28 protein-coding genes and 1 pseudogene are annotated in these 23,946 nt (G+C 34.5%); 15 read left to right on the top strand and 14 right to left on the bottom strand.

Annotated elements, in window-relative coordinates; all coding sequences use genetic code 11:
- Nucleotides 1-149: 149 nt before the first annotated feature.
- Complete coding sequence (locus ACQKN4_RS06860) at nucleotides 150-914, top strand: DUF4184 family protein (protein ID WP_427482973.1); 765 nt, start codon at nucleotides 150-152, stop codon at nucleotides 912-914.
- A gap of 166 nt (nucleotides 915-1,080) precedes the next feature.
- Here ACQKN4_RS06860 and ACQKN4_RS06855 read toward each other — a convergent pair whose 3' ends face one another.
- The 3 genes from ACQKN4_RS06855 to ACQKN4_RS06845 all read right to left on the bottom strand — a co-directional run bounded on the left by ACQKN4_RS06855 (nucleotide 1,081) and on the right by ACQKN4_RS06845 (nucleotide 3,333).
- Entirely contained in the window at nucleotides 1,081-1,566 is a 486-nt protein-coding gene (locus ACQKN4_RS06855; RefSeq protein WP_427482972.1) for a DinB family protein, read from the bottom strand.
- A gap of 159 nt (nucleotides 1,567-1,725) precedes the next feature.
- Entirely contained in the window at nucleotides 1,726-2,433 is a 708-nt protein-coding gene (locus ACQKN4_RS06850) for an ABC transporter permease (protein ID WP_079560837.1), read from the bottom strand.
- A gap of 21 nt (nucleotides 2,434-2,454) precedes the next feature.
- Nucleotides 2,455-3,333, bottom strand: a complete 879-nt coding sequence (locus tag ACQKN4_RS06845; RefSeq protein ID WP_427482971.1) for an ABC transporter ATP-binding protein — start codon at nucleotides 3,331-3,333, stop codon at nucleotides 2,455-2,457.
- A 420-nt stretch (nucleotides 3,334-3,753) separates the two neighbouring features.
- Here ACQKN4_RS06845 and ACQKN4_RS06840 point away from each other — a divergent pair, with 420 nt between their 5' ends.
- The 3 genes from ACQKN4_RS06840 (at nucleotide 3,754) to ACQKN4_RS06830 (ending at nucleotide 5,687) form a co-directional block, all read left to right on the top strand.
- Nucleotides 3,754-3,972 carry a hypothetical protein gene (locus ACQKN4_RS06840; protein ID WP_427482970.1) on the top strand — a complete coding sequence of 73 codons (219 nt, stop codon included), beginning with the start codon at nucleotides 3,754-3,756 and terminating at the stop codon, nucleotides 3,970-3,972.
- A 55-nt stretch (nucleotides 3,973-4,027) separates the two neighbouring features.
- A complete protein-coding gene (locus tag ACQKN4_RS06835) occupies nucleotides 4,028-4,381 on the top strand; it encodes an RHS repeat-associated core domain-containing protein (protein ID WP_427482969.1) in 354 nt (117 codons plus the stop codon).
- An 820-nt stretch (nucleotides 4,382-5,201) separates the two neighbouring features.
- Entirely contained in the window at nucleotides 5,202-5,687 is a 486-nt protein-coding gene (locus ACQKN4_RS06830; protein ID WP_427482968.1) for a DNA ligase LigA-related protein, read from the top strand.
- A gap of 233 nt (nucleotides 5,688-5,920) precedes the next feature.
- On the opposite strand, the gene ACQKN4_RS06825 is transcribed toward ACQKN4_RS06830, so the two are convergent.
- The 3 genes from ACQKN4_RS06825 to ACQKN4_RS06815 form a co-directional block, all read right to left on the bottom strand.
- A complete protein-coding gene (locus ACQKN4_RS06825; RefSeq protein ID WP_427482967.1) occupies nucleotides 5,921-6,937 on the bottom strand; it encodes an ABC transporter permease in 1,017 nt (338 codons plus the stop codon).
- Nucleotides 6,934-7,662 carry an ABC transporter ATP-binding protein gene (locus ACQKN4_RS06820; RefSeq protein WP_079560841.1) on the bottom strand — a complete coding sequence of 243 codons (729 nt, stop codon included), beginning with the start codon at nucleotides 7,660-7,662 and terminating at the stop codon, nucleotides 6,934-6,936. The genes ACQKN4_RS06825 and ACQKN4_RS06820 overlap by 4 nt, the downstream gene beginning before the upstream one ends.
- Nucleotides 7,663-8,038: 376 nt before the next feature.
- Complete coding sequence (locus tag ACQKN4_RS06815; protein WP_427482966.1) at nucleotides 8,039-8,293, bottom strand: hypothetical protein; 255 nt, start codon at nucleotides 8,291-8,293, stop codon at nucleotides 8,039-8,041.
- A gap of 304 nt (nucleotides 8,294-8,597) precedes the next feature.
- Here ACQKN4_RS06815 and ACQKN4_RS06810 point away from each other — a divergent pair, with 304 nt between their 5' ends.
- A complete protein-coding gene (locus tag ACQKN4_RS06810; protein WP_079560842.1) occupies nucleotides 8,598-9,197 on the top strand; it encodes a TetR/AcrR family transcriptional regulator in 600 nt (199 codons plus the stop codon).
- 68 nt (nucleotides 9,198-9,265) lie between these two features.
- Here ACQKN4_RS06810 and ACQKN4_RS06805 read toward each other — a convergent pair whose 3' ends face one another.
- The 3 genes and pseudogenes from ACQKN4_RS06805 to ACQKN4_RS06795 all read right to left on the bottom strand — a co-directional run bounded on the left by ACQKN4_RS06805 (nucleotide 9,266) and on the right by ACQKN4_RS06795 (nucleotide 12,037).
- Nucleotides 9,266-10,063 (bottom strand): ABC transporter permease subunit, encoded by a 798-nt coding sequence (locus ACQKN4_RS06805; protein WP_427482965.1) that lies wholly within the window; start codon nucleotides 10,061-10,063, stop codon nucleotides 9,266-9,268.
- A pseudogene (locus tag ACQKN4_RS06800) lies at nucleotides 10,038-10,947 on the bottom strand (ABC transporter ATP-binding protein). Before ACQKN4_RS06800 ends, ACQKN4_RS06805 begins: the two are co-directional and overlap by 26 nt.
- A 190-nt stretch (nucleotides 10,948-11,137) precedes the next feature.
- Nucleotides 11,138-12,037 (bottom strand): hypothetical protein, encoded by a 900-nt coding sequence (locus ACQKN4_RS06795; RefSeq protein ID WP_427482964.1) that lies wholly within the window; start codon nucleotides 12,035-12,037, stop codon nucleotides 11,138-11,140.
- A 230-nt stretch (nucleotides 12,038-12,267) separates the two neighbouring features.
- Here ACQKN4_RS06795 and ACQKN4_RS06790 point away from each other — a divergent pair, with 230 nt between their 5' ends.
- The 4 genes from ACQKN4_RS06790 (at nucleotide 12,268) to ACQKN4_RS06775 (ending at nucleotide 15,885) form a co-directional block, all read left to right on the top strand.
- Nucleotides 12,268-12,834 carry a class I SAM-dependent methyltransferase gene (locus tag ACQKN4_RS06790; protein WP_079560845.1) on the top strand — a complete coding sequence of 189 codons (567 nt, stop codon included), beginning with the start codon at nucleotides 12,268-12,270 and terminating at the stop codon, nucleotides 12,832-12,834.
- Nucleotides 12,834-13,430: a DedA family protein gene (locus ACQKN4_RS06785; RefSeq protein WP_079560846.1), complete on the top strand. Its 597-nt coding sequence runs from the start codon at nucleotides 12,834-12,836 to the stop codon at nucleotides 13,428-13,430. The genes ACQKN4_RS06790 and ACQKN4_RS06785 overlap by 1 nt, the downstream gene beginning before the upstream one ends.
- A 252-nt stretch (nucleotides 13,431-13,682) precedes the next feature.
- A complete protein-coding gene (locus ACQKN4_RS06780; protein ID WP_079560847.1) occupies nucleotides 13,683-14,384 on the top strand; it encodes a response regulator transcription factor in 702 nt (233 codons plus the stop codon).
- Nucleotides 14,368-15,885 (top strand): ATP-binding protein, encoded by a 1,518-nt coding sequence (locus ACQKN4_RS06775; protein ID WP_427482963.1) that lies wholly within the window; start codon nucleotides 14,368-14,370, stop codon nucleotides 15,883-15,885. Before ACQKN4_RS06780 ends, ACQKN4_RS06775 begins: the two co-directional genes overlap by 17 nt.
- Nucleotides 15,886-15,916: 31 nt before the next feature.
- Here ACQKN4_RS06775 and ACQKN4_RS06770 read toward each other — a convergent pair whose 3' ends face one another.
- Nucleotides 15,917-16,225: a hypothetical protein gene (locus tag ACQKN4_RS06770; protein WP_079560849.1), complete on the bottom strand. Its 309-nt coding sequence runs from the start codon at nucleotides 16,223-16,225 to the stop codon at nucleotides 15,917-15,919.
- A 21-nt stretch (nucleotides 16,226-16,246) separates the two neighbouring features.
- Between ACQKN4_RS06770 and ACQKN4_RS06765 the strand changes: the two genes are divergently transcribed.
- Together ACQKN4_RS06765 and ACQKN4_RS06760 are read left to right on the top strand one after the other, a co-directional pair.
- Complete coding sequence (locus ACQKN4_RS06765; RefSeq protein ID WP_427482962.1) at nucleotides 16,247-16,738, top strand: hypothetical protein; 492 nt, start codon at nucleotides 16,247-16,249, stop codon at nucleotides 16,736-16,738.
- Nucleotides 16,739-16,786: 48 nt separating this feature from the next.
- A complete protein-coding gene (locus ACQKN4_RS06760; protein ID WP_427482961.1) occupies nucleotides 16,787-17,626 on the top strand; it encodes a hypothetical protein in 840 nt (279 codons plus the stop codon).
- A gap of 63 nt (nucleotides 17,627-17,689) precedes the next feature.
- Here the strand turns inward: ACQKN4_RS06760 and ACQKN4_RS06755 are convergent, their stop codons facing one another.
- Nucleotides 17,690-18,550, bottom strand: a complete 861-nt coding sequence (locus ACQKN4_RS06755) for a YitT family protein (protein WP_079560851.1) — start codon at nucleotides 18,548-18,550, stop codon at nucleotides 17,690-17,692.
- Nucleotides 18,551-18,583: 33 nt separating this feature from the next.
- Nucleotides 18,584-19,129, bottom strand: a complete 546-nt coding sequence (locus ACQKN4_RS06750) for a helix-turn-helix domain-containing protein (protein WP_427482959.1) — start codon at nucleotides 19,127-19,129, stop codon at nucleotides 18,584-18,586.
- Nucleotides 19,130-19,304: 175 nt separating this feature from the next.
- Here ACQKN4_RS06750 and ACQKN4_RS06745 point away from each other — a divergent pair, with 175 nt between their 5' ends.
- The 4 genes from ACQKN4_RS06745 (at nucleotide 19,305) to ACQKN4_RS06730 (ending at nucleotide 21,706) form a co-directional block, all read left to right on the top strand.
- Nucleotides 19,305-19,556: a PLD nuclease N-terminal domain-containing protein gene (locus ACQKN4_RS06745; RefSeq protein ID WP_079560853.1), complete on the top strand. Its 252-nt coding sequence runs from the start codon at nucleotides 19,305-19,307 to the stop codon at nucleotides 19,554-19,556.
- A complete protein-coding gene (locus ACQKN4_RS06740; RefSeq protein ID WP_427482956.1) occupies nucleotides 19,540-20,442 on the top strand; it encodes an ATP-binding cassette domain-containing protein in 903 nt (300 codons plus the stop codon). Before ACQKN4_RS06745 ends, ACQKN4_RS06740 begins: the two co-directional genes overlap by 17 nt.
- A gap of 4 nt (nucleotides 20,443-20,446) precedes the next feature.
- Nucleotides 20,447-21,226, top strand: coding sequence for an ABC transporter permease (locus ACQKN4_RS06735; protein ID WP_427482954.1), 780 nt, complete (start codon nucleotides 20,447-20,449; stop codon nucleotides 21,224-21,226).
- Between the two features lie 99 nt (nucleotides 21,227-21,325).
- The gene (locus tag ACQKN4_RS06730) at nucleotides 21,326-21,706 is read left to right on the top strand and encodes a GntR family transcriptional regulator (protein ID WP_427482952.1); all 381 of its coding nucleotides are present in this window, start codon (nucleotides 21,326-21,328) and stop codon (nucleotides 21,704-21,706) included.
- A 48-nt stretch (nucleotides 21,707-21,754) separates the two neighbouring features.
- On the opposite strand, the gene ACQKN4_RS06725 is transcribed toward ACQKN4_RS06730, so the two are convergent.
- Both ACQKN4_RS06725 and ACQKN4_RS06720 read right to left on the bottom strand, forming a co-directional pair.
- Nucleotides 21,755-22,309, bottom strand: coding sequence for a GNAT family N-acetyltransferase (locus ACQKN4_RS06725; RefSeq protein WP_427482951.1), 555 nt, complete (start codon nucleotides 22,307-22,309; stop codon nucleotides 21,755-21,757).
- A 103-nt stretch (nucleotides 22,310-22,412) separates the two neighbouring features.
- Complete coding sequence (locus ACQKN4_RS06720) at nucleotides 22,413-23,810, bottom strand: hypothetical protein (RefSeq protein WP_427482950.1); 1,398 nt, start codon at nucleotides 23,808-23,810, stop codon at nucleotides 22,413-22,415.
- Between the last annotated feature and the right edge of the window lie 136 nt (nucleotides 23,811-23,946).

Below are 23,946 nucleotides of genomic sequence, written 5' to 3'. Positions count from 1 at the left end.
ATTTATTATAAGGTCCTTATTAAATTATTTCTTACAACAGAAAGATATGTTGATGGAATATGCGGATCATTTCATTTCAAAGTAACTTTTAGAAATGAGAAACGTTGTAATAAATACATTATTAAATAGGAGGGGGATACCGGGACACTATGCCATTAACATTTGCTCATCCGGCGGCAGTATTACCTTTCACCAGAAAAAGTAAATATATTAATTTTTCCGCAATGGTTTTAGGTAGTATGGCGCCTGACTTTGAATATTTTTTACGAGGACAACCTATAGGAGAGATAGGGCATACCTACACAGGTTTTTTACTATTCAATCTCCCGTTAGTGGTAATTATTTACTTTATTTATCATCGAATTATACGTTTGAAAGTAATCCACCATTTATCTAACTTTCTGCAAGATACATCCAGCTACAAAGTGGTGGGAAGTAAAAAATGGAAGACAGTCATTTTTTGTTACTCAGCATTGTTTGGAATGTTAACGCATGTAGTATGGGATTCTTTTACACATACAAATGGATTTATGGTAAGGAATTTCCCAACTCTGACCTATACCTTCAATCTGTATGGCTATCAAATACCCATTTATAAATTTTTGCAACATGGTAGTACACTTTTGGGGATTTCACTTATTATCGGTTATATGTATTACAGGGCATCATTAAATAAGAATAAAGATATTCCGAAAATTTCCGCTAAAAAGAAGCTCGATTTTTGGGTTTTAATATTTATTTTAACGCTACTATATGTATGTCTTTGGTACATAATCGATAGGTTATCGATTAACAGCTATGGAATAATGGTTGTACGTATCATCGATTCATTTTTGGGAAGTATACTAACCGTTTGCTTAGCTATGACATATCATCAAAACAAATCAAATTATCGAAATAATAATTTGCAATAGGTCCTTTTTTATCTGGCATTAACTGCTATAGAATACTGATGGAGACAAATAACGAATAGGGGACGATAAAAACCCCACTGATTTATAATTTCTATATAACAGGGGGTTAATATAAAGGCAAAAATAAGCTTTGGATATAAGATGATGTCCATACTCTTTCAAAAAATCATAATGTTTTTACTTGCTCAATCTTTAATCCGAAAATTTGAGGCGGTTCAATCTTGTTCATTTGTAAGTATGAAGAGATTTGCCCACGATGATGGATTTCATGTTCGGGAATGGACATAAGTATTCTCCAAGCACTAACTTCATGACCATGAAGGGTTAAAACCTTTTTTGACAATATATCATTGCCGATTTTCAGTAAACCCTCTGTTAATTTAACTTGGCATGACTCTAAATAATTTGAAATATCCTCAAGAGAAGTCCCCTTACTAGTATCATGTCCTGCATACGTCCACGAACCATGTTCAAATATACCAAGAAACATCAAACGAGCTGATGCAATATGTCGCAATAAATCACCTATAGAAAATTTATCTTCTGAAGGTTTCCAATCTAAAAGTTCTTCATTTATTACCTTTACATATTGTATCGTTCGTTTATGAACACCCTCTAAATATTTTACATATTCTTCAATGTCATGAATCATGTCTTCACTCTCCGTTTTTTTCTGACTTTTATTACTTATATACTTATTTTTTTGAAATTATTTTCTTGGAAATTTAAATAATAGGAATGGTTAATGTAAATATTGTTCCTACATTTTTGCTTACTTTTAAGAGAATTGAACGCTCTTTTCTTAAGGAATTTATCTCCTTTTTCGATTCGAAAGAAGGAAGAACAACATGATGACAAAGGCCGAATAGGTGAAGATCCAAGTAAATTGCCAATAAAAACTGTTAGGGATTGATTTAATGGAGTCTTCTGAGCCCATCATTTCTAATGAAAGGCGGACAGGGGGAAGTAACCAAATAAGCCCTTTGATCTGAAGAATTGTTTCTTTTAAAGTAGCAATGACGACAGAAACAATTAAGATGCCAAGTACACCCCACCAAGTATTTTGTTTATTTTTAACGAGTTCTCTCGTAAATATAGCTGAAAGTGCAATCGCTAGTACAGCTAAACTAAAATGTGAGAGGAATCCTAGTAATTGATGTATAAATCTTGGTTTTTCTCCAAAGGCGCCAATAAGAGTAGGGTAGACTACTGATACAAAGCTTAAGAAAAAACCAATGAGTACACAAATTATAAAAATTCCTAAATTATAGTGTGTTCGACTTTTGGCATGAAGTGTTGTAATTACTTTTTGTCCTTCATCTTCCGCGTGAAATAGTGTAATTGTAAACCACCCCATTAGAAAAAATAGAATGATAGCTGTAAACGAATAACTATCTAATATTGGATTTGGTACAAAAGTATAATTAACAACAAGACATAATATGAAAATTGAAAAAGGTGGAACGTATTGATAGGTTCTTAAATAATTAATAAATTGATAACGTAATAAACTAGTCATATCGGCGTCTATTCTTCCTCATTAAAAATGGGTAAAGAATTGTTCCTCCTTTTCATTGATCGGGATTAATTGTTTAATTGAGTTTTTTTTGTGTAGTAGCTCTAATAATACTCGGTCTGTTTCCGCGGCCTTAATAATGGTGATAACCTCATAACAACCGTTGTCTAAAAGATTTTGTTGTTGAATTTCAAGAATGGGTAGCATGTCATCCAATAAATTCAAGCTTGAAATCTCAAAAATTAATTTATTTTTCAATGTATGACTCTTATGTAATGAATCAGTTTGATTGACTTTGTTATTTTGAATAACAAGAACGGTATCAACAAGATGTTGAAGTAATTTTGGTTCGTGACATGTTAAAACGATACTTATCCCTTTAGCCTTTAATATCGAAAGGGTTTCTTCTAAATCACTTTGGGCTTTAGGATCAAGTCCTGATAGTGGCTCATCTAAGATTAGCAGGTCTGTGTCTTCAAGCATTGCCTGCATAATCATAACCTTTTGTTTCATACCTTTAGAAAAGTTAACAATCCGAATGTTTCGAGCTTCCTGTAAATGAAATAATTCAAGTAACTCATTTATTTTTTGCTGTAGTTGTTTTTTGGTCATGCCTCGAATACGGCCCATATGATAAAGATATTCTTCTGGCGTAAATAAAATATGTGAAGGGGTCACTTCTGGCACATAGCCAATTTTTAATGATTGTCGATGCTTCACAATAGAACCACTGTCAGCATCAACTAATTCCGCAATAATTTTTAGAAGGGTACTCTTACCTGCTCCATTTTTTCCTACAATAGCTATAATTTGATTAGCGTAAATAGAAAATGTAGCATGTTCTAAGATTTTTTTACCTCTATACTGTTTAGAAATGTTCTGAATTTCCATAATCGTATTCATCTTTACACACCTTTATTTTTAGGCTTTTTATTATAAGTCATTTTCGTTTCTATATGTCCGTACTTACGAAATTTTAGACCATTATCTGTAAAATAAGTATAGATGAATATTTGTACTTTTGCTAATGGGAGATGTTATAGAGTAAGTACTAATTCAACTAACGGATGCTTTCGTATTATAGAGTTCAGCCAGAACTTTCTGGTTGAACTTTTCTTATTTAGATTTAATTTAATCTATCAGTAGCCTTGGCAGAAGGTACTGGGGCGTGAGACTCTGAACTGTCAGCCCGTTACTATTAAAAAGAAAATATTATCAACTATATATTACCATTATACTGTAAAAACTAATGGTGATAGTATATATTGGTTGTCTTTGGGGGGGGCAAAAATATACATGTTAACTTTTAGGAGAGTAGATTAATTGAAAAGTTTTTTAGGAAAATTATTAGTTTGTAGTGTAGTACTTACGTTATTCATCGCGTATATTCCTTTTGAAAATTTTGCGCTACAAGTAGAAGCAAAAAATGTAAAAGAAAAGAAGCGTGAAGAAAAAGAACCAATAGAATTAGTAGACTTAAGAACAGAGAATGCTAGTACACTTATGATGGAGATAGCAGCCGCGTTCTCTATGAAAGGATAAAAGCTCTTACGCAGTAAGAAGTTACGTTTACGATGATAACGGATATCTACTCACAATGGTTTACAAAGGACACCCTTATAAGTACATCACAAATTATCGTGGTGATGTACTTGGGATGACAGATGAAAATGGCAAGCTCGTTGCATCCTACACATATGACGCATGGGGTAACATTTTAACACAAAGTGGTACAAATGATATGGATACTATCAACCCATACCGCTATGCTGGCTATCGTTACGATGAGAGTACAAAGCTTTATTATTTAATGGCACGTTATTATAATCCGAATATAGGTGTGTTCTTATCACTAGACCCTGTCCGAGGTGATACAATGGATCCTTTATCGTTGAATGGCTATAATTATGCGAAAAATAATCCAGTGATGAACGCAGATCGTAATGGTTAATATTGGAAGGATGTATTTTGGAATTCTAGAGCATCAATAGCAACTTTAATCAATATGGGTTTGATGGCAGCGCTATCTGGTTTTAGAGTATGGGCCTCGGGTAAATTATTTGCTAAAGCTGTTCAATAATTTATTAAAGTTAAAAGAAGTATATTTTCGACACAAATTAGAAAATCTCTTCAACGAAGAGGTGCCTCAAATTTATTAATAAGTAGTGTAATTTCAGGAGTAATTGTATTTGCAGATTATTTGGTGGGCGTATATAGCCCAGGTCAAATTTTATTTGATTATTCCGACCGAAGAGATGCTAAACCAAAAAATGGTTATTTAAATTGGTAAGGGAGGATTATAACCGATTACTATAATACAGGGAAAGGAAAAATAGGTATATTAATCCTATACTAGAATTTAAAATGCTAAAATTTCCTTCGATGAGAGCATTTTTATATTGTACATTTTTTTTGATTGTTACATTTAAATTTGTTGATAAACAAAATTTTTTCATGATTTATGTTTTTCTTTGGATTATTTGGATGTTTGAGAATTATTTAACCCTTTATAGAAAAATCAATAAAAAAGCTAGCTCATGGTGGCTTAATTACCTGTGGATTGTATTGGTGATTTTTACTTTTACAGCAATTCAATTTTATTTAGAGTTTAATATTTTAACTGATTAGCTCTAACCACACGGTGAAGAGACAAAAAAAGCACTTCAATAGCAAGTGTTCAATTACTTCCAAAGGGAGTAGTTTGAACATTTGTCATATTGAAGTGCTTTTTCATGTTTTAGAAATGAATAAACATTAGGGAGTCAAAGTATATGACAAAAGAAATTACATTATTCGATCAATTACAATCAAGTGAGGAAAGGTTTAACTATCCGGTAATGAAAGCTATTTTTCATTACCATTCAGACAATGTAACAAAACAGACAGAGGCACTACTTGTTGTTAATGTGGTGCAGCATGAGACGGCTCTATCAATTGCTAACGCGTTTGTACACCATGGTTTATTAAAGGGGCTTGATTTAAGCAATGATAACTACTCAATCAACAAATTAGAAAGCTTAGAGTTAAATCTAATATCCACCGACGATTATATTTCGACCTTACAAAACACAATTATTGTGCACGATAAGCTTTACGAACAAAACAGACCAATCATAACAGGCTCAATGTATGATGGTCTATATAAGGAATTAATTAGGCTGGAAGCGGCATATCCGCGTTCTGTAAATTCTAATTCTCCAACTCAGAGAATGATCGCCAATTTTGCTGAGTCATTAGAAAAAGTAAGCCATAGCTAGCCTATGCTATCCCTTGATTAACAACATATTCATACCTTTAGGTTTGAAATTAAAAAGGGTAAAATAGCGCACAAGAAGCGAAAAATGCAATTCCCTTGTTCCTCTGTTGCTGATCCCCAAAGAGTCGCCCAGCCGGAACGAAGATTAACACTTTAAATGTCATTCCTAACTTTTCGTGATGAGCTTAGTTAGTAAAAAAGGTTCTGCCCAATTTTTGAGCAGAACCGTTTCAATTATAATGATCGATATTTTTTGAGACTTACAATATTTAATGTAATAAATACAAGAGCGAAACAAGCAAGAATCGCTAAGTCGGCTAGAATCTCACTAAAGGTATATCCTTTATACATAACCCCATTCAACGCGTCAGCGGCATAGTATAGTGGCATAATTCGACCTATATTTTGTAGCCACTCCACCATATTATCCAGTGGGAAAATACCTGAAAAGAAAATTTGCGGCACAATGACAAGCGGGATAAATTGCATCATTTGAAACTCTGAAGCGGCAAAACTTGATAACAGAGCTCCTAATGATAATGAAACAAGTGCAACAACAATATTGATTAGTAGCACAAGCCAAATGGAGCCAACGTGTACAATATCAAGGACATAAACCCCGAATAGCACAATAATAATTGTTTGAATAAAAGCAAACAATCCATAACCAATCATATAACCAGCGACAATTTCAGAACGTTTAACCGGTGTCGCTAGTAAGCGTTCCAAAGTCCCAGAAGTTCGTTCTTTTAACAACGCTATACCTGTAATTAAAAAGACGAAAAAGAATACAAAGAAGCCTGTTAGCATCGGGCTGAAAATATCAAAAATAGCGGTATTTTCATCGCCATATACATAATCAGTTTTCAACTTCATCATGGCAGATTGTTCGGGCTGTAAAACCTGAGAAAGCTTCATCTTTAAAGCCTTAGCTGTTGAAGGATCATCATTTAATAATGTGAGCTTCAATTGAGTTTGCTGAAAAGCTAGCCAGCCATCATATTTTTCATCTTTTAGACTGGCAATAGAAAAATCATTTTTTTCGATAACATGAAAATCCGCATCTTCAAGCTTTTCAATTATTGAAGCAGGTCCATTTGATACGACTAGTGTCATGTCAGGTTCGTTACTATTAAAAACAAAATACATTAACGAAAGCACAAGAAGAGGGGCAAAAAATAATAAGCCAAGTGTACGTTTATCACGTATCATTTGCTGCATAATTCTAGTAACAATTGCACCGATTCTCATAGTGCTTCACCTCCTGCTTTTAAAAACACTTCATCAAAATCCTTTGCCTGATAATGAGCCTTCAATTCATGAGGTGTTCCATGCGCGATAATATGACCATTACGTAGCATAGCTAGCTGGTCACAGCGCTCTGCTTCATCCATTGCATGTGTCGTTACTAAAATTGTTTTATGCTCATCGTTTTTTAGACGAATTAACTCCTGCCAAATTTCTTTTTTCAATACGGGATCAATCCCAACAGTTGGCTCATCTAAAATTAACAACTTGGGATTTTGGATAAGGGCAATTGCAAGGGATAATCTCCGTTTCATCCCCCCAGAATAATTCAACACTTTAGTATTTAAATCATCCGTTAAATGAACAAGGCTTGCAGCATAATTGACACGCTCCGTACGTTCTTTTTTGGATAATCGATAAAGCTTAGCAAAAAAATGGAGATTCTCTTCACCGGTTAAATCCAAATACAGTGCATCAGATTGTGCCATATAACCGATATCCGTCAGTAATTGCTTATGGGGGACTGTATGATTTAACACTTGAATATGACCATTATCGGGCTTGATCATTCCCATAATCATTTTAATTAACGTCGTTTTTCCACAGCCTGAAGGGCCAAGTAAGCCAATAAGCTGTCCCTTAGGAATTTCTAAGGAAAGCGGGGCAATTACTTGTTTTTGGTGAAACTTTTTTTCTATGGAGTTTAATGAAATTGCATTGTTTCCCATATATCCATCTCTCCTTTACTGAACACAGTGTTGATACCTGAAATTTTAAGGCAGTGAATGGGGAATTACAATAAACAAATAACTAAAAAGTGTTAACTGACTACTCCCACAGCTAAAGCAGTGGGGTTCTTATATACTTAAGAGAAGCGTTACAAAGCTCTCCACAGATCATGTCCTGTGTACAACATCTTTGATTTATCTTCTGTTCTATAAGACTTTTTTATTTACACAACCGATGTTGTGTTGGCAATAAGTTTTAACGAAGGCAGGTAGCTCTACCTACGGAGGAATACCCCTACTTGATTTTGGATACCCATGCTAAAAGGGAATGTTTTCTTTACTTGTCTTAAGTCTTCTATATGTTGATTGTGCAACGCTAAAAGGTAGTAAACGTTTTATGACATAAGTCTCGATTAGTTTGTTGTAAATTTGGTTCACTATTCATCAGTAAAAACGCACTGTATAAATCTCGTTGTACGAGATGAATGCCAATTTGACACCAACGTTGAAGGAGTTTTTTCTTTTCATAACTGTCTGTCACATGGTTGTACTGACTGGCTCTAAAAGTGATCGTATTTACTTTCTGTATCGTTTGTTTTGTGTAACCTAACTTTTGATTGATAATTTCCACTAGCATAGATTACCTAGTCCAAACAAATTCATAGTACATAGTAGCTATAATCATCTAATTCAATGAGTAATAGTGCAGTTTTTAACAACTAAGGGTGTATACCGCCTAAAAATTTTAAAAAATAACTATTTTACTAAATTAGATTGTTGGAAATTAATAAAAAAGACCCGATAAATAAGGTAAATGCTGTAATGACTATTACTTTTTGAACTTGTTGTAATTATTGAGGTAACCATTGAGGTAATCATCTAACAACATGGCTAAATACTAACGGAATAAAGTGATAATACAATGGGGGTTCTAAATGTCTATTCACGATATCATGAATTTTGAAACGAAACGAGCTATAAAACTTGCATTACTTGTACAAATAGAGAAAGTAGGTTTTGAGCGAGTAACAGTAAAAAACCTAGCTATTACTGCAAATATTAATCGAGGAACTTTTTATCTACATTATAAAGATAAATTTGAAGTGATGGAGGATTTGCAGCAGGAATTATTAAGTGGACTAGAGAGCTATGTAAAAAACGTTCAACCACTAGATGCTTTTCACTCGATAAAAATAGGCCAACTATATCAGCCATTTATTGCAGTATTTCAATTTATTAAAGAGCATGCAAGAGCTTTTCGAATTATTTTAGGAGAGCAAGGGAGCCCCGCCTTTAACAGGAGAATGAAGAAAGTTTTTAGTAATCATATTTTGGATAGAATCTCGGTGATTCGAGAAGAAGGGCTTGACCCAGAGTTTCTACAATACTTTGAGGCTTTTTTAACTTCCGCGATTTTAGGTGTTATTCAGGAGTGGTTACGCAGTGGAGATGAGAATTTAAACGTGGAGGAGTTAGCCATGATTCATTTTAGGTTATTGCGCTTCCTTGGTAATTTGGCATCTTTGCAGCAATGAGTTTTTATATTCCTAAGTTTAAGAATCTGCTTGCTACAAGATAAGCAAGCAGATTCTGACGTTTAGCTTTACAAATGCAAATCACGTTTAACAAAAACACGAATAGCTAGCATATAGCATAACAGCCCAATTACAAACAATGCTCCTAGCATCCAAATGGACGAGCTATTTTGAGTCATTAATTTTTCAGGTGCAAACAATGAGTAAATGGTGAAGTACTTAAGCTTTTCTAAAGAACCCCCCATATTACTAAGTGCTTGAATTAAATAAAAAAGAATAGGAATTCCTGTACTATATGCATAAGAGGTTCTTAAATCTTTGCTACTGCAGGATACTAAAAAGCAGTAGCCACTAATGGCAAAGTGTAAGAAAAAAAGACCGATATTTAATGTCAAAAAAGCACTTAAATCCAGTTCATTTGGAAATAGAATCCCTGAAAATAAGATGGCTATTAAAGTTGTTACCGTGAGCAGTATAAAGATACTGGCAACCAAAAAAAATGCTTGCGTGAAGACAATTTTAAAACGTGTATTCGGTGTTGCAATTAAGTATGCCATGGAACCATTATCGATATAGCCCATCATTAGTTTATTTGCCAACATAATAATAAAGACTAACGGCAAAACAAGTAATAAAAATCCATATAAATAAGTAGATAGAAATTCAATTAACGAATTGCCTATGTTACTCATCCCAAATGCTGACATCAATTCTGGCATTGTTTCAGTAAGCTTATTAAGAGTATTGCTCATTTCAGGGTTATACATATAGACAATACTAATGATATAGAGCATTAATACAGCGAGTATAATACTAAAAAGTTTAATAGTAGCTAGGATTTCATGTTTTAGCAAAGTAAAGTTCATGACTCTTTCCCTCCACTTTCGTAGTAATGCATGAATATATCTTCAAGTGATTGTGAAATGATATCGAGGTCATTGATTTTATAGTCTGCTAATGTATGCAGTAATGTTTGGACATTACCCTGAACTTTTATAATTGCTCGTGTTGGTCCAGTTTGTTCTATAGTATGTGGCTCGCCTAAAAAACGAGATAGTTCTTGCTCGCTTTGAAATTCAATTAAAAACTTTTTAGATTTTCGCTTTTTTAAGTCAGCGATTGCTTCCGTCGCTACAATCTTGCCGGCATTAAGGATTGCTACACGGTCACAAGTTTTTTCAATTTCTTCAATCATATGAGAGGACATGAATATGGTCGTTCCTTTTTCTTTTTCAGCTAAAATATAATCGATAAACTTTGTTTGTATAAGAGGATCTAATCCACTTGTCGGTTCATCTAGAATGACTATCTCTGGGTTATGCATAAATGCGCAGATGAGACCTACTTTTTGCTTCATACCCTTCGACATTTTCTTAATAAGCCCAGTAGCATTTAATTCAAAGTATTGCATGAGTTCATGAGCTCTTGTTAAATCATTTAACCCTCGCATTTGGGCAATAAATTTGATGAATTGTTGTCCAGTCATTTTATCGATGAATGCAATTTCACCAGGTAAATAGCCTACGAATTTTTGAATTTCAGCTGTAGATTGGCGACAATCTAACCCTTTAATAAAACACTGACCTTGTGTCGGCTGTAAGAAGCCCATTAAGTGCCGAATTGTTGTAGATTTACCTGCACCATTGGGTCCTAAAAATCCGAACACTTCACCTTTTTCGATTTGTAAGTCCACATTCTGTACACTATAAAAATCTCCAAACTTTTTTGTTAGATTATTGACCTCAATCATTGCCATACATTTCACCCCTTCGACTGTTCTTTATAATGATTATAAGACTAATTTTCAAAAAATAAATTACTATAAAATGCAACTCTAAACAGTGGGGCTAAATGGCTGTGCGATATAAAAAAGAACATGAATGGCTTCTTTAAAAAGACTCCATCATGTTCTACGCCAAGTGAGGGCAGCTTGAAGATATTTATTCGCCATAATAATTATTCAGTGCTACTTCTAAACGTTCTTCTAGGTGCTTCGAAATATAACCCAACACAAATTGTTCTTTTTCCATCTCAATTTGGGAGGAACGAAAAAGTTTTCTGAAATAGCCTGCATTATTCTCTATAGAATATTGCTGTAATGCTTCTGTCCGTAATGTCGACACAATTTCATTTTCAATATGACGCTCACGAATTTTTTGCACAATTTCCTTCACGCTATTCTCTTGCAGTTCTGAAATTTGTTTTTGTAAATTTTCGTTTTCTAGCTTAAGCTCAGCTGTTTCTTTTTGAATTTCTTCTACTTGAAGGTCCGATTCAGAGGATACTAATTGAATTTTTTGTGCGAGAAAATCTTGATTGATCGTCACTTGTAGGGCGCCATGTTCTTCGTCTGGGAGAATATTAAAAAGCCCAGTTTGAATCATTTGCTGAAGCACATTTCCAAGAACATCAACCTTATTCGCTAAATCATCAGTACCCATAGTTGTTGCAGTTATTTGGTGTTTAATGAGTTGATCATTGTCATCAATTCCTAGTAAAAGCTTTAAGCCTTTGACGCGGTGTTCATCTTTTAGCAGTAAAATCATTCGAAGTCTTAAGATGGCAGGAAGGTTCAAACGAATATTAGTATTAGGGCTATTCGTAGCATTATCAAAAATATACTGTTCGAACGGTTTAATATAATAGCGAAGCATCGCATCCGTTATTTCAAACCAGCTAGCGACTTCTGAAGTAGAATAATAATTTGGTTTCTCAATATGTGCTAAATAGCCGTCATTATAAAGTATTTCTTCTGAAGGTGTATTTTGTATTACGGCAAACAATGGATCATGTTGTATCATTCCGAGTACCAATTCTTTTGCATTATTTAGTTTAAGCATCCTTTCACACCCCACTTATTTTTCCGTATCAATTATTCCTTATATAGGTTTCTATTCTATTGGAAGCAATTGTATGACTATTTTGTAAAGGAAATAATCATTAGAACCAATGACCTAACAACCTTTTTTTGGACTCTTAAGAAAAATTTAAGAAATCTCCTCGGAAATCTTTAAGAAATGCTCTTTATATTAAAAGTATTCAAATAATACTTTGATCGGGGAGAAAATGTATGTTAACGTTCCTTACTGAATTTATAAAACATCCAAAAACGATAGGTGCGATTTCGCCTAGTTCTAAAAAATTAGCAAAAAAAATGGTCGGCCAAATATGTTTTGAAAATGCCCGATGTATTGTTGAGCTAGGTCCGGGTACGGGTTCATTTACGAAAGAATTAGTGAAAAGAAAAGAGCAGTCAACAAAGTTAATTCTTATTGAAAATAATAAAGTTTTTTGTGAAAAGCTTCGTGAACAATTTGAACATGAGCCGAGTATAATCGTAATACATGGATCAGCTGAGGATTTATGCGATTATATGTCAGCATTAAATATTAAAAAAATTGATTATGTCGTATCTGGATTACCTTTTACATCATTGAATCCTGCCATTTCATCACGTATTTTACAAAATGTAAAGGAGTGCTTAGAAGATGGAGAATTTATCACATTCCAATATTCACTTGTTAGGAAATCCTTTATCCAAAATTATTTTAAGGACATTTCACATGAAAAAGTATGGATTAACCTTCCACCAGCCTATGTACTCAGCTGCAAACTTGGAAATGTGAGGGCTAGCTAATGGGATTACAAGATCTTTTATCATATATTGAGCAATACGGTTATTTTGCTTTATTTTTTAGCTTATGGCTAGGAATCGTTGGTATGCCCCTTCCGGATGAGATGATTGTTATGAGTGGTGGACTTTTATCATCGTTAGGAAAAATGAGTGTGTTGAAAGCTTTTGTACTAACTTATCTTGGCGCAGTTTCAGGACTTTCCTTAGGGTTTATCCTTGGAAAGGTGTTTGGTCATAAAATACTTGATAAATTGGTGAAAAAGAACAAGGCTAAATATTTATTACAGTCAAAAGAATTAATAGATAGGTATGGTCATTTTGCTTTAGTGATAAGCTATTTCATACCAATTGTGAGACATATACTTCCGTATTTAGTAGGTATGAATAACATGTCATTTAAAAAATACGCTTTGTATTACTACACAGCAGGTTTTGTTTGGACATTGATTTACTTTACACTTGGTTTGTTCTTTGGAAAACACATTGAAAGCATTTCCACGCTTGCGACGAAATACGGTATTTACTTTGGTGCTTTCGTTAGTATTGCAGGATGTTTTTATTATTTATATACACGAAAATTAAAGTCGGTATCAGAATGAATTTATTATTTTTATATACGAAAAATAAAAAAATAGTTAAAATTAGGAACTGTAATTATGAATAGGAATATTTTGCATGAAATAGGTTGATTGGAGCGAAGACTGAACGCCCTAGGAAGCTTTGCTCTGTGCGAAAGCGAAGCGACAGCAACAAAGCGCCAAGTTGGAACGAAAATCAACCTCATGTTATGATGCTAGGTCTGATTACATACAACTGACAATTTAAAATACTTTGAAATTTGGTGGAATTAGATGACGAAAGAAACAATACTGATAGTTGATGATGAAAAAGAGATTAGAAATCTTATTGCTATTTATTTAAAAAATGAAGGCTACGATATTCTAGAAGCAAGTGACGGAGAGGAGGGCTTAAGTCTTTTAAAGAAACATAAAGTGCATTTAATTGTTCTAGATATTATGATGCCGAACGTGGATGGCATTGAAATGTGTATGAAGGTAAGGGAAATAGCCGAGATGCCTATTATTATGCTGTCAGCAAAGTCTCAGGATATGGATAAAATCGTTGGATTATCAATAGGGGCAGATGATTATGTAACAAAGCCCTTTAACCCTTTAGAGCTAATTGCGCGCATAAAATCTCAACTTCGTAGATATATCAAAATGAATCGACTAGATAGTATGAACGAAAGTGAGTTAGAGATTGGTGATCTGCGAATTAATACCGACACACATGAAGTAATCGTCAACAATGAAAAGGTAAAGCTTACGCCAAGGGAGTTTTCTATTCTTGAATTACTTGCAAGAAATCAAGGCATAGTCATGAGCGCTGAGCAAATTTATGAAAAGGTTTGGAAGGAAGAGGCTATACAGTCTGAAAATACGGTAATGGTGCATATACGAAAAATTCGAGAAAGAATTGAGACAAATCCAAGAAATCCTCAATATATTAAAACCGTATGGGGAGTAGGTTATAAAATTGAGAAAGATCATTAAGCCATTTAAATACGTACTAAGTAAACTAAAAATACTCATTGTAAAGGCTATTACGAAAGTACGAGAAAGTATTAGAGTCCAACTATTAACGACTTTTATTTTTTGTGCATTTTTAGGACTACTTGCTGCACGGGTCACGCTCCCGTTTGTTTTAAATATCAATGAAACAGCTACAGTTGATTATAGTCAAGGAATGCAGCAGATAAATTTTCAAGCGCAGCAAGTTGCAGAATTAGCTGTCAATGATAATAGTATAGAATCCTTACAGCAAATGATTGAATCAGAAAATGACAAATTAGCACTAAATCAGGGTGCGTTGAAAGTGTTAGTTACCGATGAGAGCGGAAAGGTATTGTATAAGACGAAACAAGTGGAAGAGGAACAAATCGATTTACATAATAAAATTAGAAATGTAATGGATTTTGCGATAAATCACCCACTTTATAATTATGAAATACCGGCAATCGAACAATCGCGGCAAGAATTTATTGCCTTTTATCCATTAACTTTAGATAATAAAAACTTTTATTTGTTCGTTAGTGGAATTCCCGAGGGGACGGTTATTGCAAAGTCGACAGAGGGTATTATCCCTTTATTTATTGGAATTGTTGTATTTGCTTTCTCATTCTTCTATATAACGAAAAGAAAAATGAAACAAATCGAGGCGCTGGCTAAGGGGGTTAAGGAAATCGCAAAAGGAGATTTAACCTATCGGATTGAGAAAAAAGGAATTGATGAAATCGCTTTATTAACAGAGAATGTAAATCATATGACCGAAGCTATTATGACCAATATAGAGATGGAACGGAAGATTGAAAAACAAAAAAATGAATTAATTACGAATGTTTCACATGACCTACGAACACCACTTACTTCGATTATGGGCTATTTACGATTATTAAGAGATGAAAGGTATGACACAAAGGAGCAATATGATGAGTATATAAAAATTGCTTTCTCAAAATCTGAACAGTTAAAGAACCTGATTGAAGATTTATTTGAATATACGAAGCTAACGAATGACAGCATTGTCCTTGGGCAACAGGAGGTATGTATGAATGAGCTTCTCGATCAGTTAATTGAGGAGTTGATTCCGCAAGCGGAGGAAAATCATCGTACATTTATTAAAAATTTCTCAGAGGAGAGGATTTTTGCTTCAGTGGATTCTGAAAAAATTGTCAGGGTCTTTGATAATTTATTAATGAATGCCATTAAATATTGTTCGGGTGACGGTGAGATTTTTGTTTCTCTTGAAAGAAAACAAAGTAATGTTCAAATCTGTGTTGCAAATGAAAGTGATGAATTTACATCTGAAGAGCTAACGAGCTTATTTGAGAGATTTTATAAAAAAGATCAATCTAGAACTAGTGTAGCGGAAGGCTCAGGACTTGGACTTGCTATTGCAAAGAGCATTGTAGAACTACATGGTGGCGAAATCGACGCGAAGTATAAGGATGGTATGCTGCAGTTTATCATCGAACTGCCTGTTACAGCTTTGTAAGAAAGGTAGCATTAGAGCAATGCTACCTTTTTTATGGGCGAATTAGTTGCTCAATAGTGAGAATATGATTGATATTAGAGTCGGGGAGGCTCTTTTGTAAGTGCATAAAATTATTTTTGTCCTTAATAATAATTTGAATTTCTGTATAGCTATATTGTTTTTGGACTTCTTGAACATATTCTGTAATTTTCAATAAATGATGTGGGTTTTTTATTTCTACTTCTACAAAAAAGGGCAGCGTTAATTGATGAAAACTTAAGCAACCGCGACGAATCCAAATCGCTTCATTGACGTAATAACGGATAGGTAATTGACGATTACTTGCGATAAATAAGTCCATTTATGTCTCCTTTTTTATATCATGATGTTAATAGTGATGGATAGAACCATCGAAGTGATGGATAGAACCGTCAAAGTGATGGATAGAACCATCGAAGTGACGGATAGAATCGTCAAAGTGACGGATAGAATCGTCAAAAAGACGGATAGAATCGTCAAAGTGACGGATAGAATCGTCAAAATGACGGATAGAATCGTCAAAATGATGGATAGAATCGTCAAAGTGACGGATAGAACCGTCAAAATGACGGATAGAACCGTCAAAATGACGGATAGAACCGTCAAAATGACGGATAGAACCGTCAAAATGACGGATAGAACCATCAAAATGACGGATAGAACCATCAAAATGATGGATAGAACCATCAAAATGATGGATAGAATCGTCAAAGCGACGGATAGAGAACCCTCAAAGACAGATACGCATACATCAATCGTCGTCTCTAGAAAATATTTTAACGCAATTGATTGCACTTCGTCATCTTGCAAGTTTATTGAAGAATTTCATTTCTAATTACGTCAATACTATATGTTATATTTGGCTGTAAAAGGGGACATTTTGATGAAGAAAATGATGCTATTTACATTATTGCTACTTTTTGCAGTTTGCTTTACTCCAATATTTGTTCACGCTAAGGAGAACCAGGAAGAAGACTTAGTTAGTAGATTTATGCCATCGAATGCGTCACTTATAAGCCCTGAAAAACCTTTCTCCACACGGCCAATTCAACTTTATGACTTTGACCACGATGGACAGAAAGAAATAATATTCACTTATAAAATTAAAGCAAAGGATTACCCTTCTCAGTTTGGATCAATAGTGCTAAAAAAACACAATACAGATTGGCGAAAGATTTGGGAAACCAATCTGCAAGGTGTCGATTTGGATTTTTCTGGTTTGGTAGATATTACTGGTGATGGCACAAAAGAATATTTATTTGGTGTGACAATTGGAGCGGCAATGGGAAGCAATCTGGAAGTGTTCCAATGGATCAATAACTCATTCCAAAAGATTGCTGAAGTTCCTTATCATAAAATGGACATTGTAAATGGTATACAAAAAGTCGGTCTAGCAGTTTGGCAAATGTATATTGGTGATAGCTATTTAGTGGATGTACTAAAATGGAATGGTGAAAAGTTAGTCTATAACGAAGAATTATATTCTAATTACTATCCAATCATCGAAAAGTTTTATAAAGAAAAAATTTCAAAAATGGATGCCTGGTTTTATTGGTATTGCCTTGCAGATGCCCAGATCAAAGCAAATAAATTTGAAGAAGCAACTAAATCTATTCAAAAGGGGATTGCATTAGGTAAAAAATTATCAATGAAGGATGTAATCGAAGACTTTAATGATTTAAAAGAAAGACTAGATAATAAACAAAAGCATTCGCCAAAATAAAAACGCACATTACTAAAAATCATTTAGCAATGTGCGTTTTTTTATTTGGATAGGGAGTAGATTTTAGTGAATATCACGTTTTTTGAAGTTACCACCACGTACCTCTGAAACATCAGAAATAACTACGAAGGCTCCTTCATCAATATCTTTAATAATCGATACAAGTTTATTTTCTTCCATACGGTTAATGACACAGTTTAATATATCAGTAGGTTCATTGGAGAAACCGCCACGCCCTTTTGTATATGTAACCCCACGTCCTAATCGAGCTTGGATCGCATCACCAATTTCCTCTGATTTTGCGCTGACAACACGAACATCTTTTGATTTTTCTAAACCTACTTGAATAATATCGATAACGTTTTTCGCAATGTAGTACGTTAAAGCTGAGTATAGTGCGCTCTCTAAGCCAAAAATAAAGCTTGCCCCTAAGAAAATAAAGGCATTAATAAATAATATAATATCCCCGACTGAAAACGGAATTTTACGTGATAACAACACGGCTAAAACTTCAGAGCCATCTAAAGCGCCACCATTACGTAAGACAATCCCAATCCCAACACCTAATAGCATACCACCAGATAAAACAATTAATAGTGGATCACTCGGACCTAAAATTGTTTTAACATCATGCATAAGCACTGTGGAAATAGATAGAGCTGCAATCCCAGCAGTACTCATTAATGCAAAAGTTTTACCTACTTGTTTGTAGCCAATATAAATAAACGGAATGTTTAATACAAAGAGCAGTACGCCTAATGGTATACCAAAAAGAGTTGCGCCCATAATACTAATACCCGTCACACCACCATCAATGACTTCGTTCGGAATTAATACCGCTTCAAGTCCATATGCTGCGATGACAGCGCCAATTATAATCATGATAAATTTTCTTGTGTTTTCAACTGACTTACTTCTTTTCATAAATCTTCTCCATTTCTTTACCTAAAATACTACTTAAGGTTTTGGAATAATATTTATTGCTATTGTTTTTGTCTCAGTATCTGTCTCTTTATTAGAGTCGGCCATATTATAGTATTTATTTATTAAATTATTTAATTCATTTTCAAAGTTATTGAATTGATCATTCGTTAACGTTAAATCAATAAATGAAAAAGTTGCACAATCTGCAAGACTTTCTTCTTCATTAAGTGAATGTAAATAATTTTGATATTGAGATAGTAAAGCTAATTGATAGTAGGAAACATAATTTAATTTTTGTTTGATCGTTAGTTGAGCCCAATCCTCCTTATTAAGTTTTTCTGCTCCTTCATTTACTGCATAAAATTTTTCTGTAACAGAACGTACTTTTCGCTCTTTCACAATTTTTATGATGTTTTCATCCACTAAAATTTGAATGTGCCGATACAAAGTAGCTTGAGGTACATCCTTTATGATAGAAATCATCTCCAAGGTGCTTAAGCCATCTTCTTTCTCGTGCATGAGAGCTTGTAAAATTTTCATTCTCACAGGGTGCATTAATACCTCTGCTTTATTCCGCATAAAACGATCCTCCTATCAGATGGAATCAAGGGAAGCAATCAAATGTTATCAATATGAGAACATTACCAAAAAACATACTATAGGTTTTTTTAAAGGATGTACAGTAAAAAGGGAATGAAATTTTTTACATCTTCTGTTATCATTATCAATAACGATAATGAAAGAGGGGTTAGAAATGAAATTACACTATGGTTTTGATGATTTACAGCAATTAGATTGGGCAAGTATACTTCCAATCATTTTGCCATTTATATTTGTAGGATTTGTTCTAATCATTGTTGCTTTATTCGACTTATACCGGCACCGCGATACGAGAGAAAACATACTAATGTGGACCATTATTATTTTGTTCTGTAATTCAATTGGTTCTGTTCTATACTTCATTATTGGTAGAAAGGATGTAAATAAACGTGCGCTTAGAAATTAAAAATATTACGAAAAAGTTTAAACAAAAAACAGCCGTAAATGATTTTTCAATGGTTATCGATGTTAGTGAGTGTGTCGGGTTAATTGGACCAAATGGAGCGGGGAAATCCACGTTAATTCAAATCATTGCCGATATTCTGAATGCAGACAAAGGAGAAATTCTTCTTGATGGTCAAAAGATTTCATCTATGAGAAATCAAATTGGTTACTTACCTCAGTATCCTAATTTTTTCTCATGGATGACAGCATTTGAAACATTGTCCTTTATGGGGACACTTTCTGGCATAGCAAAAAATGAATTGCAAAAAGAAATCCCTGTGCTTTTAGAAAAGGTCGGCTTAGGGAATGAAGCACATAGTCATGTCGGGACATTTTCTGGTGGTATGAAGCAACGCCTTGGCATCGCGCAAGCATTATTGCATAAGCCAGCTTTAATGATTATGGATGAACCGGTATCAGCGCTAGATCCAATAGGGAGAAGAGAAGTGTTGAATCTATTGAAAGAGATTAAACAAGAAACGACAGTTTTAATATCAACGCACATATTGAGCGATGCGGAGGAAATTTGTGAGCGCTTTGTAATGATTAAAAATGGTCACAAAATAGAAGATGCTACAAAGTCAGAGCTACTTAAACGCCATCAAGAATCAGCTATCTTTTTAATGATCAGAAAGGCAGATTTTCAATGGTTAACAATGATTGAACATTTACCATATGTGAAGAAAATCGAAGGCTGTGGAGATGGCTTCAAAATACACGTTGAAAATTTGGAAACAGATGCTAATCGACTAATACAGCATGGATTAGATTCAAAGGTGATGTTTACTAAATTTGAAGTGGGTATTCAAGACAATCTAGAAGAAATATTTTTAGAATTGGTGGTGTAATAGAATGAGTGCTTTTATTGCATTAAGCAAAAAAGAAGTACAGCAAATGGCAAGGGAATTTAAAATTTTTTGGCTCCCAATCGTATTTATTTTACTAGGGCTAACTCAGCCGATTATGATGTATTTTTTACCTGTTATTTTGCAATCAGCGGGTGGTATTGAAGGTATAATAATCGATCCTACGATGGCAAAGCCTGTGGGACAGGAGGTACTAGCCTCAACATTAAATTCACAATTTGATCAGCTAGGCATTATTATATTGGTCGTTGCCACTATGAGCATTATTCAAGGGGAAAAAGCGAATGGTATGATGGCATTTATCTTAACAAGGCCAGTATCGATATCTTCTTATTTAAATAGTAAAATCATTATCCATTATATATTGGCGGTTATATGTATAGCTCTGGGCTATGCAGTGTCCTATGGCTATTCAGCGTATTTATTTACTTCGGTTCCTATGACGCAAGCTATGTGGGCTTTAGCATTTTATTGTGTTTGGCTATTATTCATCATAACGTTTGTTGCAATGATGAGTACATTTTTTAATAGTCCTGCATTTATTGCACTAATAAGTATTGTTAGCCTATTATGTTGTCGTTTTATCGCTGGACTACATCCATTAATAGATGTTGTGAATCCTGCTAGTAATAGTATGTATGCAACAAATATTTTAATGTCGGGTGATGTGGGATCTTGGGTTGGCATCAATATTGTAGTAACGCTGCTGTTAGTTGTATTGATGATCGTGACTATGCAAAGTTTCATTGCGAAAAAGAAATTTTAACTTCTTTCAGTTAATGTTTTGGTAGAGTAAGTGAAATGTCAATTACAGAAGTCTCCACTTCTAATTAGGCGAGGAGCATATGAAAGGATACGTAAACAATTGAATGTAAAAATAGATCCAAAGAGTAATACTCCTTTTTATCAGCAATTAACCCAGCAACTTCTTTTTGAAATAGCAAAAGGGAACTTGCAAAATGGTGACCCATTGCCTTCCATTCGTGATTTAGCAGCTGAAACAAACCTCAATCTTCATACCGTTCATAAAAGCTACAAGGTGCTTCAAAAGAAGGGAATACTTGCTATAAAACCTAACTCAAAAGCAATTGTTAGGAAACCCACTAAAGCAAAGGGGATCGACCTTCAACAAATTTCTTTTAAAGTCGAACAAATAATGTGTGAAGCTTATGTTTTAAGTATTAGTGAACATCAACTACAACAGATGTTTCAAGAAAATATGCGGAAATATTTTAGTGAGCGTTAAGAGAGAAAGAGATGGCTGCTGCAATATACAGAAGCAAGCCATCTCTTATTAATTAGCATGTATTTTAGTAAACTCATCTTTTGTCATTCCAAAATAAACTTCATCGTAAAAAGTACCATTTGTATAAATCATATTTCTCAAGCGGCCTTCCTCCACAAAGCGTAATTTTTTATGTAAAGCTATAGAAGATGCGTTAAAGGAGTAAACACAAATGGTTGCTTTCTGATAGCGAAGTTCTAAGAAATAATGTTTTAAAATGGTTAAAATCATATCTTTTGCATATCCTTTGCCTCTATATGGAGGAAATATCGTTATAGCGTAATCAAAGGTTCCATTCTTTGCATCACATCCAGAAACTTCAATGGTCCCCACGGTATTGTTCGAAGCATCCTCCGCAATCCAGTAAAAATCATCACTCTCTGTAGATGCCCCTTGTGATGATATTTCATTAATCCATTCTTCAATTTGCTGATTTGTCCGAGGAAAAGCGATGGAGTCGAGGTTTTTTAGTATATCATCATCTAAATTTTCAAATATACGAATGTCCTCAGACTTAGGCGCTCTTAAACGTATTTTATCTCCACACCAATAGGATACTTTCATTGAATTACCACCTTTCTAATTTGAACAGTTAAATTATACCATGGTAATTGTTTGGGAGAGAAAAAACAAGAAACTACTAAAAGAGTTTCCTGCTTTTACAATGTTATATTAAAAATACCGCCACAATGGTTGTAATCACAAGACCAATTGCCACGGGCAATAAATTACGCCTCGCAAGCTCGAAGGGACTAACATTACAAATCGCAGCTGCTGGGATTAATGCCCAGGGAATAATCGTTCCTCCTCCAACCCAGATCGCTGTTATTTGCCCTAAAGCTGTTAAAGTTGCAGTACCTCCATCAATAGCATTACCGAACAAACTACCGACTGAACCTGCTAAAGAAATACCTGAGAAACCAGAACCATCTAAGCCTGTGATAGCGCCAACGACTGCTAAAGTGACGACTGCAATTTCCTTCGTTAATGGAACTACCGCAGCTAGACCCACACCAAGATCGTTGACGATACCATGCGAAGCGGCTGGTAAGTGATCTCCAATAATTTGTGTAAATCCGGAATCTCCTAGATAGAAAAAAGCTGCAATGGGAATAACCGGTCCGAACACTTTAAAACCGAATTGGAATCCTTGAATTAAATAACTTGTTGTCTTTTCAAGCCCTTGTTTTTTGTGGGCTACAACGCAAAGCAACAGTAGGATAAAGACAGAGGTTCCTCCTATTAAAGCTGTTGCATCTCCACCTTGTAATTTTAATATAGACATTGCAATGACATCGAGTATAAAGGCAATTGGAATAAGTACTGCAAAAAAGCGTTTTTGTCCGAGAGTTAGCAGGTTTTCAGGAATTACTGGTTCTACGTCTTCATTTGTATCGTTTGTAGCGTATAAATTCACTGATCCACGCTTCATATCCCGTCGTAATAAGATATAGGCTACTACTGTAGTAACAACGCCCATTGTAATAACAAGGGGGATACTAGCAGTCATTACCTCACTAACCGGAATACCAGCAGCATCAGCAGTTAACTTCGGAGCTCCTTGTATAACAAAATCACTCGAGAGAGCAATTCCGTGACCAAATAAGTTCATCGCCATCGCAACTCCAAGTGCTGGTAAGCCTGCACGTAGAGCAACAGGTAACAAAACCGCCCCTAACAGTGCCACAGCCGGTGATGGCCAAAAGAACCACGAAATAAACATCATTAACAGACCAATCGTCCAATAAGCGAGCGCAGGTGATTTAATGATTTTCGTAAAAGGAGCAATCATGACCTCATTAATACCAGAAATCATCATAACCCGACTCATGGCGACGATAATAGAAATAATAAGAATGATCGATAACAGCTCTGTAATGGCATAAATAAAACTGTTAAAAACACCACTAATAGATGCAGTTAAATCGCCTGTAGCAAAGATTGCTAGCATGAAGATGCCAAGTACACAAATGAGGGTGGTATCGCGACGTTTAACCATAAAGCCAATGATAAGGACAATAAAAACAACGTAAATCCAATGGAGAGCTGTGAATTCAATCCCCATACGTTTCCCCCTCAATATTCAATCTGATTCTATAGAATATGAAGGGGGAAAAAAGTTGGTGATGATTTCGGGGAAGTTTGACATAAAAACCCAGCTAATTATATTTCAGGACAACCGTTAAAAATTACCAATCATT

Origin of the sequence: Lysinibacillus sp. NPDC093692 (genome assembly GCF_050280125.1) — a bacterium.
Lineage (GTDB): Bacteria > Bacillota > Bacilli > Bacillales_A > Planococcaceae > Lysinibacillus.
Note: the sequence above shows the minus strand (reverse complement) of the source record. Positions and strands in the feature narration are given on the sequence as shown.

Excerpts from the sequence above, each read along its gene's own strand:
- ACQKN4_RS06820 (WP_079560841.1), bottom strand. The coding sequence starts at position 7,662 with ATGGGAAACAATGCAATTTCATTAAACTCCATAGAAAAAAAGTTTCAC.
- ACQKN4_RS06735 (WP_427482954.1), top strand. The coding sequence starts at position 20,447 with ATGAGTGCTTTTATTGCATTAAGCAAAAAAGAAGTACAGCAAATGGCA.
- ACQKN4_RS06785 (WP_079560846.1), top strand. The coding sequence starts at position 12,834 with ATGGGATTACAAGATCTTTTATCATATATTGAGCAATACGGTTATTTT.
- ACQKN4_RS06825 (WP_427482967.1), bottom strand. The coding sequence starts at position 6,937 with ATGAGAATCGGTGCAATTGTTACTAGAATTATGCAGCAAATGATACGT.
- ACQKN4_RS06750 (WP_427482959.1), bottom strand. The coding sequence starts at position 19,129 with ATGCGGAATAAAGCAGAGGTATTAATGCACCCTGTGAGAATGAAAATT.
- ACQKN4_RS06850 (WP_079560837.1), bottom strand. The coding sequence starts at position 2,433 with ATGACTAGTTTATTACGTTATCAATTTATTAATTATTTAAGAACCTAT.
- ACQKN4_RS06835 (WP_427482969.1), top strand. The coding sequence starts at position 4,028 with ATGGTTTACAAAGGACACCCTTATAAGTACATCACAAATTATCGTGGT.
- ACQKN4_RS06795 (WP_427482964.1), bottom strand. The coding sequence starts at position 12,037 with ATGCTTAAACTAAATAATGCAAAAGAATTGGTACTCGGAATGATACAA.
- ACQKN4_RS06860 (WP_427482973.1), top strand. The coding sequence starts at position 150 with ATGCCATTAACATTTGCTCATCCGGCGGCAGTATTACCTTTCACCAGA.
- ACQKN4_RS06805 (WP_427482965.1), bottom strand. The coding sequence starts at position 10,063 with ATGAACTTTACTTTGCTAAAACATGAAATCCTAGCTACTATTAAACTT.
- ACQKN4_RS06830 (WP_427482968.1), top strand. The coding sequence starts at position 5,202 with ATGACAAAAGAAATTACATTATTCGATCAATTACAATCAAGTGAGGAA.
- ACQKN4_RS06845 (WP_427482971.1), bottom strand. The coding sequence starts at position 3,333 with ATGAATACGATTATGGAAATTCAGAACATTTCTAAACAGTATAGAGGT.
- ACQKN4_RS06790 (WP_079560845.1), top strand. The coding sequence starts at position 12,268 with ATGTTAACGTTCCTTACTGAATTTATAAAACATCCAAAAACGATAGGT.
- ACQKN4_RS06720 (WP_427482950.1), bottom strand. The coding sequence starts at position 23,810 with ATGGGGATTGAATTCACAGCTCTCCATTGGATTTACGTTGTTTTTATT.
- ACQKN4_RS06760 (WP_427482961.1), top strand. The coding sequence starts at position 16,787 with ATGAAGAAAATGATGCTATTTACATTATTGCTACTTTTTGCAGTTTGC.
- ACQKN4_RS06745 (WP_079560853.1), top strand. The coding sequence starts at position 19,305 with ATGAAATTACACTATGGTTTTGATGATTTACAGCAATTAGATTGGGCA.
- ACQKN4_RS06780 (WP_079560847.1), top strand. The coding sequence starts at position 13,683 with ATGACGAAAGAAACAATACTGATAGTTGATGATGAAAAAGAGATTAGA.
- ACQKN4_RS06755 (WP_079560851.1), bottom strand. The coding sequence starts at position 18,550 with ATGAAAAGAAGTAAGTCAGTTGAAAACACAAGAAAATTTATCATGATT.
- ACQKN4_RS06770 (WP_079560849.1), bottom strand. The coding sequence starts at position 16,225 with ATGGACTTATTTATCGCAAGTAATCGTCAATTACCTATCCGTTATTAC.
- ACQKN4_RS06855 (WP_427482972.1), bottom strand. The coding sequence starts at position 1,566 with ATGATTCATGACATTGAAGAATATGTAAAATATTTAGAGGGTGTTCAT.
- ACQKN4_RS06725 (WP_427482951.1), bottom strand. The coding sequence starts at position 22,309 with ATGAAAGTATCCTATTGGTGTGGAGATAAAATACGTTTAAGAGCGCCT.
- ACQKN4_RS06810 (WP_079560842.1), top strand. The coding sequence starts at position 8,598 with ATGTCTATTCACGATATCATGAATTTTGAAACGAAACGAGCTATAAAA.
- ACQKN4_RS06765 (WP_427482962.1), top strand. The coding sequence starts at position 16,247 with ATGATGTTAATAGTGATGGATAGAACCATCGAAGTGATGGATAGAACC.